This window comes from Ulvibacterium sp. (assembly GCF_965248315.1).
GTDB lineage: Bacteria > Bacteroidota > Bacteroidia > Flavobacteriales > Flavobacteriaceae > Ulvibacterium.
Map to the genome: position 1 here is coordinate 4,128,584 of NZ_CBDFIX010000002.1, position 17,696 is coordinate 4,146,279.

Below are 17,696 nucleotides of genomic sequence, written 5' to 3' on the forward strand. Positions count from 1 at the left end.
CTAGGGTTCAAAATTGAAATATTTACATCCTTTTCTTGATAAGGGCATAAATTTAGTTTCATTGTCCGGCTTCTACTTGTTTTTTGGAAAGGGAAAGGGTGCAAATCTACAGACGTCTTGCCATTGGGGGATTAGAGGGAAGGTCAAATCAAATTACAATTCTTGATTTAGTTTCTGTTTGTCCTAAAGGTTATTCTCCTGTTGGTAATTACGTTTGTAGGTGGTATAAGGTTCACCTGTACATCCACGGAAGGATTGTCCGCTGTGTTATTTGAATCTGTTTGGTCTTGGGTATTCGTAATGGTGTTGGTGTAGGTCATGGAGGTAAGATGAATATTTGTAATGTATGCCTTGGCTACAAGGGTCATAGTAACCAATTCACCTCCTGTCATTGTTCCTATGCTCCAATTGGGATAACTGAAAGATCCCTTTGATACCGTAGCGGAAACAAAATCCAGCCCGTTGGGCAATATGTCCGTAATCTGAAGATTTGTCAACGGATCAAACCCTAAACTTTCGACCGTTATATCAAAGGACACCAAATCGCCATCATTTACTACCAAATCTGTAGTTGACTTATTCAAAACAATGTCAGGATCACAGTAATATACTTGAATTGCGTTGGAGTCATAGCTACAGGAACCTTTGGTGACCCTCAAAAAATACTCCCCGGCAGTTGTGGCCAAATAGGAAGATGATGTCGCCCCCGGAATCAAAACACTATTGCCATACCATTGATAAGCGTCAAAAACCTCGCCTCCAGAGACTTCCAAAGTAGAGCCCGGCAAACAATTGCTACCGCTTATCTGGAGATTTACGTTCGGCAAAGTGTCGAATCCTGAGAAATATCCGGCCAATCCCCTGGCCCCATTAAAACCAAAAAAACCGACCGCAATAGGGCCCGTAGATTGAACGCTTACATCCCCGGTCAAATTGGGGACATAGAAGGTCTTCCAATCCGAAGTTCCTGCCACCGTGTTCGATGAAGGCAAAGTAACGGTACCCGTTCCATCAGTAACAGTAATATTGCCGTCGGGTGTCGTCGTCGATGCAATTATGGTAACACCTCCGGAAACGTTTATACCTGCTGCATCCCTAATATCAGGGATGTTGTCCATTGTATCGGGTAGCAGGCAGTTAACCGGTGCCACAAAATTCAGCCCTTGCGTATAGACCTGGCTGGAACCGGCCATACATTGGTAGGCATAGACATCCTGTGAAGTCTGTACGTACATATTGGCCCCTACTGAATTGGATGAATAGTTGCTGCTGGGTATCTCAAAATAGTCGCCGTTATTAATCGTCGCTATGGGAGTGGCCGATCCGTTTACGTAGATTTCCGTATTGTTCTGCGTACCTATAATCAGTGGAAACTCGGTCTCTCCACCTGATCCTCCATTTCCGCGAACAAACACATAATCCCTACCAAGACTGCTCTCGGGTACGGGTTGATCAATCCCCGCATCCCGATTACTTGCTCCGGCTTGTCGCCCATAATTCAGCGAACCGTTACTAATGACAATATCCTTGTCGGAAACGATCGAGGCCCCAATCCAACCATCTTCATGGGCCGGAGTCGGGGAATTACCGATATAGGTTTCAAAGACAAAGGATTCATTGGCATCCAGAACAATTTGATAGGTGTCCGCAGTAATTCCGGCAGCATTAGATCCTACCCGAAATTCACAACCAGGATCATATCCAAAGACATCTATTGTGGTATTGTTCTCGGTAGCCATAATACCTAAAGTATTGGATTTTGAAACATGACTTCCTAGGTTGGGAACACCGCCCCATTTAAAGCTTGTCCCCAAGGCAGCTCTTCCCTTGGAAGTTAACGAAGCCGCTTGGGAACCTGATCTTCCTCTATAGTTTACATAGAAGCTGTTGCCCCCCGGAGCTTCAAAACGCAATCCACTGTTCGTTAATGTTACACCTGTATTCGTGTTGTTTACCAAGGTTACATTATTATCACCATTCGCAAGGTTGTATGTGGCTGGACTAGTATTCGAAATTGTAAAGGAAGTAACCGGCGTGGCATTGGTCCCCTGATATACATTAACCGTAAAAGAAGTGGTCTCCGGTGTGGAGAGGTAGACGGCCTGCTGCTGGATTGCACCGTTGTTCTGACCCTGTTTAAGAGGAGGCAAGTAATGGAGATCACTCAGCTGACCGTAAGAAATGAATCCTACAAACCAAAAAATAATGCAAAAATGTCTTTTTAGAGCCAACATCCAGAAAAAAGAGACTTTCAGTTTTAACGATAGAGGGTGAAATTACCTACAAACTCACGCTCATCCTCAATACCGTTAAGTTTAATTATGTACCAGTAGTCGCCCGTGGGTAGACCATTGAACTTATATTGTCCATCCCAACTATCTTGATTGCCTTTAAATTGAAAAATAGTTCTTCCATAGCGGTCAAAGATCTTTATGAAAATATTGGGGTATTGTTCTATATTTCGTGGAGCCCATGAATCATTATTGCCATCTCCATCCGGCGTAAAGAAATTCGGAATTTCAATATCTATAAATTCCATAAAGATCTCTTGGGTAATGCTACATCCGTTCTCATCGGTTACCGTTACGGTATATGTTCCGGTTTCGCGAATGTAATATTCCTGATCTGCGGTAGGAGGCTCATCATTGAAAATAAAAGTGTAATTGCCCGATCCACCCAATGCCTCGGCACTTATTTGGTTGATATCGCCTTCTCTGAGTTGCAATTCCAAGGGGTCAAAAATAGTGACCTCGAATGGAAAGGTCGTGGAACATCCATTACTATGAATTACGGTAATTACGTGAGGTCCACCCGTAAGGTTTTCAAAAACCGGTTCCAACTGCATATCCAAGGGTTCATCGGTGTCTAGACCGTAAAGTACTTCATTGGAAATACTTGGATCTTCAAAAACGATCTGAACGGAATTTGATGTGGCTCCTTGAGGATCGCATTCATACTGGACTACCGCCTCACCAGCTAGGTTAACACCGCCCTGTACTTGGAAAACTTCTGTGATTTCGCATCCATTCGCGTCTTTGATAAAAACAATATGGTTGCCACTGGGTAGCCCGCTATAATCCAATACATCTTGGGCAAAATCCGCATCCTCATTGCTATTTAGACTTGTAGAATAAGGTGCCGTTCCTCCTGTGATTTGCAGTGCTATGGTTCCATCATTACTTTGATAGCATATCTCATCGGACACGGTAGAAGTAACGGCCAAGGCATCAGGTGGGGTCAATGAAAACTCCACAAGCTCAAAACAACCGTTCCCGTCCTGAACAATTATCGTATAATCTCCGGGAGCCAGTTCATCAAAACTATTTTCATCATCAAACTGGTTTAGATTTGGTGAAATGGCGAATTGATAGATTCCACTTCCTCCAGTCACCTCTAAGAATATGCTTCCATCATTGGAATCGGCACAACTAATTTCAGAGATAATAGGATCTACTACCAAGGGTTCAGGTTCCGCTATTGGTACTATTTGGGAAATTGCCTCACAATCCCCACTTTGGACCCGTACATAGTAGTTGCCTGCAGATAAATCAGTAAACAATCCATTAGGTTGGTTAGGTAAAATCTCTGTGCTTGAATCCGCATCGAAAAGCGCATACTCATAGTTCCCCAACCCTCCATTGGCATTGGCTTTAATAGCCGCAGTAGCGTCACTATTACAATTTATGTTTGCAGCGGATGTATCTAAGGGTACCGAAAGGTCCGCCACGGGATCTACAGAAACTTCATTGGATATTATGGAAACACAATTAAAACTATCCCTAATATAGTATTGGTAATCATTACCAGATGCCACGTTGGTGAATAGATGTGTGCCTGCTCCCTGGACATTGTTCGTAGGAATAAAGTTGCTATTGTCCTCACTCCATTCGTAGGGTCCGGTTCCTCCGGATGCCACCAGAAGTAGTTCCGCATCCATTTGACAGCTTAGCGCCTGATGGGTAAACAGTTGTGCCTGCACATCAACGGGGTTCTCTATTTCAACTATTGAACTCGTTTCAGTACATCCAAAATCATCGGTTATCTCAATACTATAAAATCCTGCGCCTAAATTGGTAAAGGTACGGTCGTCTTGGGACACCGAGGTACTAAGCAGTGTACTTCCTGCCGCATCGCTATAGGTGTTCAGCACATATCTATAATTAATATTCCCAGGGCTTATGGATACCGACGCATTTGTATCTCCTTGGCAAACCAAAGTAGTATTTGAAATGGTACCGGTAATAGGACTTGGCAATGCCAAATTAAAGACACTGTTGAATACTTGGTTACAAGTAAGTGCATCGGTAATGCTAACATTATAATCCCCATCGCTTAATCCTTGGAAGAGGTGGCTGCTCACCGATGTTTCCACGGTAGTTGTACCACTACCTACATGGGTCAGTGCTATGGTATAAGGCCCTTGACCCCCCGTCGGGGCTATCAAGGCACTACCCTGGTCGTTGCTACAGCCCACATTGGTCAAATCAATAGAGCCTAAGGTAATTGGGGCCGGAGGTGTTGTAATACTGAAAGACCGTACCTGGTTACATTCCGGAAAAGCATCCTGAAGCACTTCTACCAAATAGTTACCGGCAGGCACGGCGATAGGACTCGTTGGGCCTAGGTTTGCAGAATTTCCATGGACAATGGCCGGGCCGTCATCGGAACGGTCGGACGGAGTTCCATTGGTGTCAAAAATACCCCATGAGAACCCTCCGCCATAGGTAGCATCCACCAGGGTAAGTCGGATACTGCCATCAGTTCCAAAGCATACAACATCCGAAAGTTTTTCTACAACAATGTCAAAGGTGTTCGGTTCTTCAACAACATGGTTTACAATTATTTCGCATTCTGTTGCAATATTCCTTACGGCAAAAGTATGAGTCCCTGGCTGTAGCTCGGTAAATACATTTTCGTGGATAGCATCTTGGGTGTAAGTACCCGATGAGAGTACCGTAAATTGGTAATTCCCCAGATCGGTGGTACTATTGGTTATACTTCCCGTAACATCTATACGGATTTCCTCTCCTGTGTTCGAACAGCTTATGTCTTGACTCACATGAATTGTGGGTGTGGTCATTTCGTCAAAAGGCACTATAGTAGGGCTTGTGCTCCCCATACAGCCATTTTCATCATAGACATTGATAAGATAATTGCCCCCTGCAAAATCGGTTTCGATCCAAGTGGGGTTTGTACCATCCTGTACCAGATTTCCGTCGCGTATGAATTCATATCGCACATAATTTCCAGATCCACCGTTTGCCCCTGCAAAGGTTAGACTTGCATTTCCAGAGGTATTTCCGGAAGAGCATTCATAAGGTACCGGAGTAATGGCATTAACAGTAATGACATCTGGTTGAGAAATCACTTGGGTGGTCTCGGCGAAACAACCATTGGACGAGGTCACCCTAATGGTATAGTCGATACCTGAACTTGTTGCCTCAAGGTTCTGGAAGGTAACCGTATGGCCACCATTTGGTGCACTAATTGGGAAAGTACTTAGTACGGCCCCAGTTCCTGAAACTATTTCAATGGTATGTGTACCGGCCAACAAGTTGGTGGCAGTCACCGTTAGAGTACCATCGTTTGCCCCATTGCAGGTTGCATCGGTGAAAGCATCTACCGATATGCCAGGTACTACGGCCGGGTCGATTACCACGGTGAACGTTCGAGAGCATTCTGGCCCATCGACTCCAATATCGTAGATATGAACGGTATATGTATCCGCTGTTGGTACTGGAACAGTAGTTGGGTTGACGGCCAAGGCCTGTCTTGAAATCAAAGTGCTTGAAGTACCTATTATTTCGTATTCATAATTTCCCGAACCATTGGTGGCTTCCACCAATATTTCCGCTTCGTTGCCTACACCACAGCCTAAAATTTGCTCCAAACTTGCATTGGCCTGTAAGCTAGGGTGTACGGTTACGGTATCCGTATCTCCACAACCATTGCCGTCCAAAATGGTTGCCGTATAGGTACCCAAGGGTACATTGGTAAACAGACCCGTATTATTACTTGCCGTGTAACCGGCTCCATTATCTATACTATAATGAATGGGTGCCGCTGAAAATGAAGTAACCGTAATACTGGCTTGGGAGCCACAATTGTTAACTTCAATATTGTGGATGTCCGGATTAGGTGAGAGGTTCAAGTTTACGCTGCCCAACGAGCTTGAACAGCCGTATTGATCGGTTACTGAAACCGTATATGATCCGGAAGGCGAATTTGCCGGAATTTCTATCGGATTGTCCAATGTACCCGTAATCGATGTAAATGGAGCAGGGCCTGTAACATCATAGTAATAGATGCCCCCTCCACCGGAAATATCCGGAATCTCTATAAGTCCTGGGCGGTCACAACTGATATCCCGAAACATGCCGGGAGTTCCGGTAATTGCATCCAACTCTTCCAGTAATTCGTTTTCCGAAGCACTGACACAACTGGAAACAGCACCATCCATTTTCGTAACTTCTATAAAATAACTCCCAGTTCCCAAAGAATTGAAGGTCAATGTCTGGGGAGCGGAGAAGGGAACATTTCCGCCACTATCAGTAACCAATACAGGTGTTCCCGAGGATATATCGTAAAATGACCATTGCATTTCCGTACCCGGTGATACTATATTCTCAACAATGGTATAGGTAATGCTACCGTTATTACTTCCGTTACATGAGGGTGTAAGCGAAGAGGTAATTCCCAAAGGCTGGGTTATCAAGTTGTTTACATTTACGTCACTCTGTCTTGTACAGCCGTTGTTGTCCTGTACATAAAAAACATAGGTTCTACCGGGAACCAAGCCCAACCATTCATATCTGCCATGTCCGGCCAGTACCGGGCTACCGTCTTTATGTGTACTTTCTCCTGGAAACCAAGTAGCGGTTGTAGGATCAAAATTTGCGGGGTCATCACTAAACGCGTACTGGTAAGGGGCCACACCTTGGGAACCTTGTACTACGACCTGAAGCTCATTACAATTCACTACCAATGCGGATAGGGTAATGTCAAGATTGTCCAGTGGATATGGAATGATGAACTGAGGTAAATCGGTTTGACAGATAGTATTCCCGGAACCATCTACTGTCCTTAAGGAAGGATGGACGATTTGGCCGGAATTATATCCCCTGAATTGATCCGAAGACTGCCAGGTTGCACCGGCATCATCACTAAACTCAACTGTACCAATCGTTGTTGGATAGCCAGTAACATCAAATCCAAAATCAGTTGGCAATCCTGTACAATCACCAGGGGTTTCCCCTGTAACAGTAGCTGTTAGCTCATCTGGATTGTTCAAGGTCAACGGTGTATCGGTCATGGGACAACCATGCGTATCTGTTACGGAAATGGTATAATCGCCTGGATTTAGATTGAAAAATGTATAATCGTTGGCCAGTACATTGTTTACGGTTTGATCAGAGGCTCCTCCATTGTCCAAATCAATAATCTCTATCGTAAAGGGTGCATCCCCAGCCGTAATGGTAATATCTATTGAACCTAGACCATCATGGCACTCTGGATCGGTCGGGGCGGTCGTAAATGCCAAAACGGGAGCGTTGCCCACCGTTACCGTTTCCATATATTGGCAATACGGATCAGGTGTACCAGACCCATTGTTATCCCTTACGTAAACATCATAATTACCAGCGGTGGCATTGGTTACCGTAAAGGTGTCTGCCGCGCCAAAATCAGAATCCGCTACGGTTGAGCCTGTTGGCAAAAACGCATACACATAATTGCCATCACCACCAGAAGGAGTAACCGTAATGCTACCATCCGCACAATCGGTAACATCAACGGCATCTATTTGCGCCAAAAGGACTTGATCTATAATAACAGGAGTCGCTGTATTTGAAGCGGAACACCCATAGGTATCGAATACCTCAATGGTATAGGTACCGTCTCCTAAATTAGTAAAGGTGTAATCGGTGGGAGTCGCCAGGGATGGACTCATTGGTGCGCCTCCATTAATGCTAAACGTGTAATCTCCATTTCCTGAGGTTACCTGAACGCTTATGGTAGCATTGTTTTGGCCATCATAACAATTGGTATGGGATGTTGTGAAAGCTATGGTTTGTGGTAGGGATACCGTAACTGCCATTGCAGATTGCAATAGTACTTCGCAACTATTGTTATCCCTTACCCGAACTAGGTAATCTCCAGCAGCAATATTTGAGAATACAGGACCAGTTTGATATGATGTAACAATATTTCCTAGGGTATCCTCCAGTTGGTATTCATATTCAGGGCTTCCACCAGTGGCCGAAGCTTCCAGCGTTGCACCGGTATTCGAACACGTAAATTCGGAGGTTAAGCCTAATGTAGGCACTATAACCGAAGGTTCCGTAATTGTAGCCGGGAAGTCTACCGAACATGTAGTCTCATTAGCTTTTCTTACCCGAACGGTATAATTTCCGTCGGCCAAGGTAGTTGTTGTGGTAACCGGTGAGGTCATTGAAGCAATCCAATTGGTCCCGTCCAAAGAGTATTCAAAACCTGCCAAAGCATCAAAATTGGAAACCTCAAAACGAATGGATCCATCTGCGACCCCGTTACAACTTGGATCAATAACGTTTAGCAATTGGGCATCAAACGCTTGATCAGTCTCCACCAAAATTGCCAGATCTTGGGTTTTTGGACAAACAGAGGGCACTTGGAAAGCTGTAATATCATCCAAAATTAAATCATTACCGTCGTTACTGTTAACATTAGTTCTAAACACAATGTCAATATCCGTGTTGGTTCCAGGGTCGAAAGTGATGGTACGTTCATGCCAATCCGTATCATTGGTGTTTTTTGGAATCTCCGGGGCTACTTCACTATAAATTAAAGCTCCCGTATTGTCTAAAATCTCGATAAGTACCTCGGGATTGTTACCAGCTCCTGATAGATTCATGAGGTTATAGGCCCAGAAATTAAGGGTGATTTCCTCATTGGGCAGTACTTCTATATCCCGCCTTGCCCATAAAATATTATTGAGTTGTGGGTTACCTGTATCCGAGAAGTTACTTACGTCTATGGCCAAGAACCTGCCATCCGTAAGATTTGTATGGTCTTGTGGGCTCGTCCAAAAAGGAACGGGATTGGTGACCCGGTCGGTAACCGTATATTCACCGTTCACTAAAATTCCCGCGGGGCCCCTATTGCAGGTTGTCACTGAACCGTCTTGCGGTTCATAACAATAGTCTGGTCCAATTTCACCTATTTGAGTGGTGGTTCCCGAACCAAAATCCTCGAAGAACAGGATACTTTGATTCGGCGCTATACTGCTTGAATAACCTACCGTTACGGTTTGTGTTCCAGCGGCAACGTTGGCAAATATGTTATTATCGGCAGGCGTGTTTTCTGTTCCATTTAGACTATAGGTATAGTCGAAATCCGTAGTGTTCGATGTTGAGATGGTAATAGTCCCTATACCATTACAATCATAGTCGACGGCGTATGATAAGTTAGGATCCGATACTTGAGCCGGAACCGTCAAATTCATATTGAAGGTACATTCCAAAGCATCCCTGACCACCAATTGATGGGTTCCCGCTAAAAGGTTTCTTTCGTTTACCGGGCCAAAATTACTGCCTCCATCAAAACTGTATTCATAAGGTGCCTGCCCACCGTTGGCATTCAAGATCTTGACCAATGCCCCGCTCGGATTACAAGAAGCGTCCTCTACTATGGCCGCCGATGCCGTTAATCGAAACGGTTGATCAATTTCATAGTCCGAGCTTACTACGCAACCTGTCACTCCGCTTCCACTGGAATCCATAACGGTGATGGTATACAAGCCTGCGGAAAGGTTTGGAAATGTATCGGCCGTCTGGTAATTGGTCCCACCGTCCAGACTATACTGGTATGGCGGAGTACCTCCGGTAACCGAAACGGTAAGGGACGCCGTTGAGTCGTCCGCACAAACAATGGCCGAATGTGAAGCCGTAATGGATGGACTATCCAAATACTCCACAGTAACCAAATTTGAGAACTCATGACAACCATTGTCATCAAAAACAATGAATTCATAATCCCCTGCCTCCAAAGGAGAATTGAAAAGAAACGTAGAAGCCGTTTGCACAGAGCCTGCAGGAATATCGGAAAGACTTGGCGGACTTGGATAAAGATCCGTTCCATCCTTGCTCCAAACTGCCATTCTATAATCCGGGTTTGGAGTTCCTCCACCTGGTGTCAGGTTTACTATCCCTGGGTCGCATGTTATGTTTTCTTGAGTAACGGCAGTCAAGGTCAATTCCGGAATTTCACCCACGGTTATGTTTTGGGTATCCGTACAACCATCGACCGTGGTGGTAATAACCATATAGTTTCCCTGATTAACATTGGTAAAAGTGTAGGTATTATCGTCAGATACCAGATGACTGTCCACAAAAGTTCCCTGTCCTCCATTGCTACCATCGTCCAAACGGATTTCATAGCTGTACTGAGGCAATACGTTTAGGGCTTGAATCGCTATCGTACCCAAGGTATTACAATCGGCAGGGGTAGTCGTAATATTAACTTGATAATCACGTTCAAGGATACCTATGTCCTCTGTTTCAAAGATACAGGCCCCATCAATTGGATTCCCGCTGAGAGGATCTAATTGGGTAACCTGAACTTTGTAGGTGCCGCTGTCCGCAATATCAAAATTGGGTCCATTATTACTGGAAAATGGGACAACGATAGCATTATTTGCAGTATTCACCAACTGGAACCCATAGCCCGCACCAATATTGGTTACCCTTATGTTCCCCGGAGTACTACAAAGAATATCCGAAGCGGTGTGTTGGATATCCAAGGTGTTTTTGAATACATTAAAATAAAAGCGGCTGAAGCAACCGTTTTGGTACGTGATGACCACACGATATTCACCACTATCGGTCACCGTGAAGTTATTTTCAGTAGCGAGATCGTTCCAGGTACACCCAAAATTCTTATTGGCACAATCATCGCCATTGTCGGAACAACTGGTCTCGTCCAACTTTTGCCAGATAATGCTTTGAGCATCGGTTATGCCCAATTGGATTAGAGCCGAATCATTTTCACCACATAGGAATATCTTTGGCAGTAAATCCCCATCCAAGGAACAGGCAACGATCTCACCGTATAGGTCATTGTCCAAATCGCCATCCGAATTAACCTGGTTAAAATAGGCGATTATGGGATTGGTCTGTGTTGTACCAAATCTTTCAACGGTAATTAATTCGGTCAGGTCCGGACAACTACCTCCTGCCGATTTTTCAACAATGTAATTACCTATGTCCGTAACCAACAAAGTACTCGGGTCGTTATCGGGATCACCGTCATTTAAAACGGTATCGGAGCCGTCAATCTGCCCATTGCCATTATTGTCGAGTGCCCATGTATATGTGCCGAACCCAGAACCGGCTGCAAGAAGAACATCATCACCGCACAACTGTACAGTTCTCGCTTGGCCACAATTGGCCAAGTTATTCAAAATATTGTTGTTAGCAACCTCTGGAATACTGTTACAAGGAAAGTTGGAAGTGCCTAATTCATCAGTAAATACGGTTGGATTTAGGGTGCCTTGAAAAGTAGAATATGCCAAATTCTGCAATTGTGAAGAACAGGCATCCACAAAATCTGAGCAGTTGGCCGAGATTGTCACTATAATCCTAATGGTATATTCTGGATCTCCGACCTCCACCAGGTTATTGGGAACCTGAAATTCAATGATATTGGTGTTGATATCGTAAGTGTTCGTAGTACCTGGCGCATCGGATACATCAATATTATCCAAGGTTACGTTATTGGGCAATATATCCCTTATAACATAGTTAACAGCATTGTCATCCCCGGTATTTTGAAAGCGTAGTACATACTGAAAAGTCTGTCCAAGACTAATACCTTGTCCATTAATATCTAGTCCGCCCAGGTTTTCTGAGGTATTGCCCAATAAAATCTCAGGAGCAAAGACCTTTGTATAGGTAGCATTGTTTACGGTACCGTCATTTGGGTCTACAACTGGTACCCCGGAACCATATTCCCCGCCATCGCCACCATCTGCAGTATTATCCTTGTAATATTCGTTGGCATCACTACAACCGTCATCATCGCTATCCAAATCCAAAGGATCGGGAAAACCATCGGAATCCGTATCACAGCCCGCCGTTAGAAGTACACCCCGCATATTGGTCGGGCCTACTACGGCTTGACCGATGGTAACATCGTTATTACCCGATGGGTTCCAATTTACAATGTTGGCCGGGGTTGTTAGCATCATGGGCTCCAATGGCCCATTGGAGGATCGTGTACCGAAAAGTCTAAACTCACCTGCTTGATCAACAATTACCCGAAGCAGTGGACTATCGTGTGTACCGGTTATGGTCCAAATGTCCGGATTGCCGTTTTCTCCATAACCTGTGCCATCGATAAAATTAGCTGTATTCCCAGAGGCACCATCCTGGAACTGAATTTCTCCGGCAATATCATTTCCGTTGATTTGTAGGTTGAAGGAATTGTCTATACTAAAAACATCGAGTACCAAATAATTGTCAACGGTTATAAGGCCACTGTTATGAGGGCTTCCGTTTGAAATATTGAATAGCAATGTGGCGCACTCTTCCTCATCATATATTCCATCGTTATCATCATCCAAATCCGTAATATCATTTATACCGTCGTTGTCAAAGTCATTATGAACCGTAAGTAGAGCAGTTGGATTGTCCGGGGTTATGTTGGTATCCGTTTGATCCTGGGTATTGGTTACCGTATTGGCTAAACTTAACAAGGGAAGTACATCTATTTCATCGGCACGCACCTCAAGTTCCAATTCGGCCACTTCACCTCCGTTTAAGGTTCCAATATTCCAAGTGTTGCCGCTCCAACTTCCGGATATGGTAAAAGCATTTGTTAAAGTAAGTCCTGTTGGAATGTTATCCGTGATTTGCAGGTTGGTCAAAGGTCCAATGCCCAAGTTTTGAACCCGGATGGTAAACGTGGCCGTCTCGCCTTCCATAATCTCAGCCTTATCTACTGTTTTCTCCAATACAACATCGGGATCACAGTATAGGGCTTGGATCAGGTTACTATCATAAGTACAGGGTCCTTTGGTACCCCTTAAAAAATAATCGCCAGCTCCCGGCGGTGAATAGCTTGGACTATTGGCGCCTGGAATAGGTTGTCCATTTTCATACCATTGGAAAGCATCGAAATTATTGTTCGTCGCTTCATAGATTTCTGATCCTACAAAACAGCCACTACCTCCTCTAATTGCAAGGGTTACCTCTGGCAAGGTGTCAAATCCGGAGAAGTATCCGGCAACTCCCCTCGCACCATTATATCCAAAAAATCCAACAGCCATTGGCCCTGTGGATTGTACACTTACATCCCCATTAAGATTGGGAATAAAAAAAGTTTTCCAGTCTGTAGAACCGGAAACAGGATTTGAAGCTGGTAAAGTTACCGCACCGTTTCCATCGGTAACCTGAATGTTGGCATCCGGGGTATTTGCGGCCGCTATAATGGTCATCCCCCCGGTTACATTTAAGCCAGCCATATTCCTTATGTCCGGAATATTGTCCATAACATCAGGCAATAAACAGTTTACGGGGGCAACAAAATTTAGTCCTTGGGTGTATACTTGACTTGCCCCGGCCATACACTGATAGGCATAGACATCTTTCGAGCTCTGTACAAACATATTGGCTCCAACGGCATTGGCGGAGTAATAGCTATTGGGGACTTCAAAATAATCCCCATTGTTAAGTGTAGCTATCGGTGCGGGATTACCGTTTACAAAAATTTGGGTGTTATCCGCGGTAGCTATAAGTAGTGGAAACTCCGTCCAACCATTAGTATTTCCATTGCCACGGATAAATACATATTCCTTGCCCAAACGATTTTCAGGTACAGGTTGATCAATACCGGCATCGCGGTTGCTGGCACCTACTTGTCTACCAAAGTTTATGGAACCATTGCTAATAACAATATCCTTATCGGAAATTATGGAAGCACCGATCCACCCATCTTCGTGAGCCTGGGTGGGGCTGTTTCCAATATAGGTTTCAAAAACAAAAGATTCGTTGGCATTTAATGTAATGGTATAGGTATTGTCCGTAATTCCCGCCCTATTGTTTCCCACTCTAAATTCACAACCCGGATCATAACCAAAAACGTTGATCGTAGTGTTGTTCTCCGTGGCCATAATGCCCAAGGTATTCGATTTGGACGAGTGGGCCCCCAGGTTTGGAACCCCTCCCCATTTAAAGCGGGTTCCCAGAGCCTGTCTTCCCTTTGCGGTCAGTGAAGCAGCTTGAGCATTGGAGTTACCCCTATAATTTACATAGAACCGATTTCCGCTTGGGGATTCAAAACGTAATCCACTATTGGTAAGCACTACCCCGGTATTAGCATTGTTTACCAAGGTAATATTGTTGTCCCCATCACCTAGGGTCCATACTGCAGGACTAACGTTAGAAATGTTAAAGGAAGCTACAGGGGCTGGATTGGTACCTCGATACGCGTTAACCGTAAAGGTTGTTGGTTCCGGGGTTGATAGATATATTGCTTGATCCCTGATACCTTGATTATTTTGACCTTGTTTTAACGGAGGTAAATAATGAAGGTCACTTAGCTGTGCGGTAATAAAATTGCAAGAAATAAGTAACAGGAACAGAAAGCACCTCTTGCACAATTTTATTTGATACCGGTCAAAACTGGGGGCCATGAGCACTGTAATTGTAGTTGTTTATAACAAAGAAAATCGCTTTGGCAGTCAATACCAGATATTTGTTGTTAACTGCAAGAGGATAGTGGTGAGGCCCATGGCATTTGTTGTTTTGGCTTTATGAATAACCTATTCTTGGAGAAACCAAATACGTTGTACCGCAAATAATATGGTTGAAGGAGAGCTTTGGGTCTTTGGTATAGACTCGATATTTCCAACGAAATTCATAGGTTCTCCAGACCTACGTAGTTAGACCGGCTTCAGTCCACTTTTAGTTGAAGACTTACATTTTGTTTTTGAGTAATTTCCAATTTCGTAATAGGTGACTTTTGGCTCTTCAATCTTTTTGAGCCTGGATTTCCTGTTTGTTGGTCCCAAATGTCAAGGAAAACGTTCTCCATTCCCAAACTAATGAACCTGGAAAGAATTATCTATTTCTTTAGGATATCGTTGGGTTTGCTTTTTCCACCAGTTATCGAGTTCCGTCTTAAGTTCTGCCTGAAGCTCCTTATAGACGGGATCGTCCCAGACATTCTTGGTCTCGAGCGGGTCTTTGTCGAAATCGTAAAGTTCGTAAACAGCACCACCATCGACCATTGCCTTACGAATAACTTTTAGATTGCCCGAGCGCAACATACATAGGTTCTTATCTGGGTCTTTCCCGATTATGGAATACACCTTGTTCTTCCACTTTGGAGCGGTATCATTACCTATCTCAAAAAATGGAAGGAGGCTTCTGGACTCCATTTCAGGAAGCTTTGCCCATTCCTTATCTCCAGCAATATCCAGTATGGTCCCATATGTATCAAGGGAATTGACCAGTTCTTCCTTTGTTCCATCCCTCATATATCCCGCAGCGGGTTTTATAATCAAAGGAATCTTGGCGCTTACATCGTACATCTCCCCTTTAAAGAAAGTTCCATATGCCGTGTTAAAGTCGCCATGGTCCGCCAGAAATACGACCCAAGTGTTTTCCCACATTCCCTTTTTCTTCAATTGGTCAAATATTTTCCCCATATAGTGATCTATCATCGAGATTTGGCCATAATAGGCGGCAAGGGTCTCCTTGTATTTTCGTTCAGTCCAGGTAGCACGTAGTTTCTTCGACAGTTTGCCGAAGGGACTATTTTTGAATATTGGGCTGTCTTCCATATTGGCATAGAACCTTGGTCCGAGTTCCATATCATCAGGATTGTACATGGTGTCCCACGGTGCAGGTGCCAAGTAAGGTTGATGCGGGCCAAAAAAGGAGGTGAACAGAAAAAATGGGTCATTTGGATCGCTGTTTTCGATAAATCTAATGGATTCTTCGGCTGTCCAAGGAATGTCATGCTGCTCTTCGGTCCTCCAGCCGCTTCCCATAACGAATTTATAAATATCATCAGGATAGTAACTTTCGTCCCTGTCAAATATTTCTACAATGTCCTTTTCACTATGCTTGTAATGGGTTTCCCTTAACCATTTTACGTAATCTGATTTTTTATCGTCATTGGCATATACGGAATAGGGTGCGTCATTGAGTGCCCTATGACCAAAGCCGTACATGCTGTCAGCAGGGACAAAATGTAACTTTCCAACAAGTCCTGTTTTGTAGCCCAGTGATTTAAGTCGCTTAGGTAGCAAATACTGGTCGATACTAAAGGTATCGGTCACCTTTTCCTTAAAGGGTACCCAATTGGTGACCATTCCATTGCCGGGAGGGAACATCCCGGTCTTTACCGATGCCCTTGAAGGGGCACATACTGGTGAAGGGCAATACGAGTTTTTGAATTGCAGGCCCGCTTGGGCCAGGGCATCAATATTTGGAGTTTTAACCACTGAATCCCCTGCGGCACCAAACCTATCAAAGCGCATCTGATCCACCATGATCATAACGATATTGGGTCGATTTCTTGTTTCATTGGCTTGTTCAGGCGAATTCTTACAGGATAACGATACCATTACAATTAGGCTTAATCCCAGTTTTAATTGAATTCTACATATCCTTTGATTCATCTTCTATTTTAAGTGGTTACTAGACTCTTAATTTAATAATTTAAACTTTAAGAGGTATTGTCTTGATTGCCATCCTTCAAAGGATGCACATATTAGATTTTAATTTCATCGCTTTATATACTTAATTTGGATCTATATAGATGACTTTTAACTTAAGCAGTGACCTATCAATTCTCCCTACAAACTTTTATATGCTCATCCTTTCTTCAACCATGACCTAAAAGAAGATGCCTTGCTCCGGCTTACATAAATGCTTCTATTCAAATCGCCAATACTGTTTGTATTTAAAGAAATTTCCACTTTACCATTTGCCACACTCTTATATGAATCTATAATGGCCAAGGTGACCAGAAACTGCCTGTTGGCTCTAAAAAAACGTTGGGAAACCAGTTCCTCAAACTCGCCCAGAGTCTTTTCGGACACAAACCTATTGTAACGGCCATCTACCACATAGGTGTTGCCCAAGGAGGTATAGATACAAACAATATCATTTAAGTCCACCAATTTATGGGCCATGCCCTTAAAGACTTTAATTTTTTTTATACCCTCTTCCTGAGGCGGTTTCTTGACCGACAGCAAGTACAGTCCCAGATACAGACAATGGAACAGCAAGGTGAACACCAGGGCCAATACCGTATCCTGTGTATAAAATTGAAAGGAAAGTGAAAGACGTTCCCCTTTAAAAAAGAGATGGTCCAAAAACTCGTTGATCAAGATGCTAAAAATGACCACGCCCAAAGTGTGCAAGGTAAATTGATACGTAACCCTTTTCACAAAATCACCGTGCAATGGCGCCTTCCTATTCAAGATCTGGATACCATAGGCATAAAATGTAATGATCAGGTAGGTGGTCACCAAATCAATGATGTAGAAATATACATACTTAACGGTTGTACCCTGAAGGTTATAGGTAATCAAAAAATTGAGCGTGGTAATGGAAAAGGTAATAAGTCCCACGTAGGGCCACTTAAAAAGTAATTCCTGCGCTTCCGATACATCTTGTTTTCTTTGTCTAAAGAAGGACAGTCCCATT

At 43.8% G+C, this 17,696-nt stretch carries 4 protein-coding genes; all 4 read right to left on the reverse strand.

From position 1 onward, the window contains the following. Positions 1-167: 167 nt before the first annotated feature. Entirely contained in the window at positions 168-2,150 is a 1,983-nt protein-coding gene (locus ACP2AF_RS19275; protein WP_425237776.1) for a DUF11 domain-containing protein, read from the reverse strand. Positions 2,151-2,257: 107 nt separating this feature from the next. Next, positions 2,258-14,668: a T9SS type B sorting domain-containing protein gene (locus ACP2AF_RS19280; protein WP_425237777.1), complete on the reverse strand. Its 12,411-nt coding sequence runs from the start codon at positions 14,666-14,668 to the stop codon at positions 2,258-2,260. Between the two features lie 408 nt (positions 14,669-15,076). Beyond that, the gene (locus ACP2AF_RS19285; RefSeq protein ID WP_425237778.1) at positions 15,077-16,663 is read right to left on the reverse strand and encodes a sulfatase-like hydrolase/transferase; all 1,587 of its coding nucleotides are present in this window, start codon (positions 16,661-16,663) and stop codon (positions 15,077-15,079) included. Positions 16,664-16,858: 195 nt separating this feature from the next. After that, positions 16,859-17,695, reverse strand: a complete 837-nt coding sequence (locus ACP2AF_RS19290; RefSeq protein ID WP_425237779.1) for a LytTR family transcriptional regulator DNA-binding domain-containing protein — start codon at positions 17,693-17,695, stop codon at positions 16,859-16,861. Position 17,696: the final 1 nt, after the last annotated feature.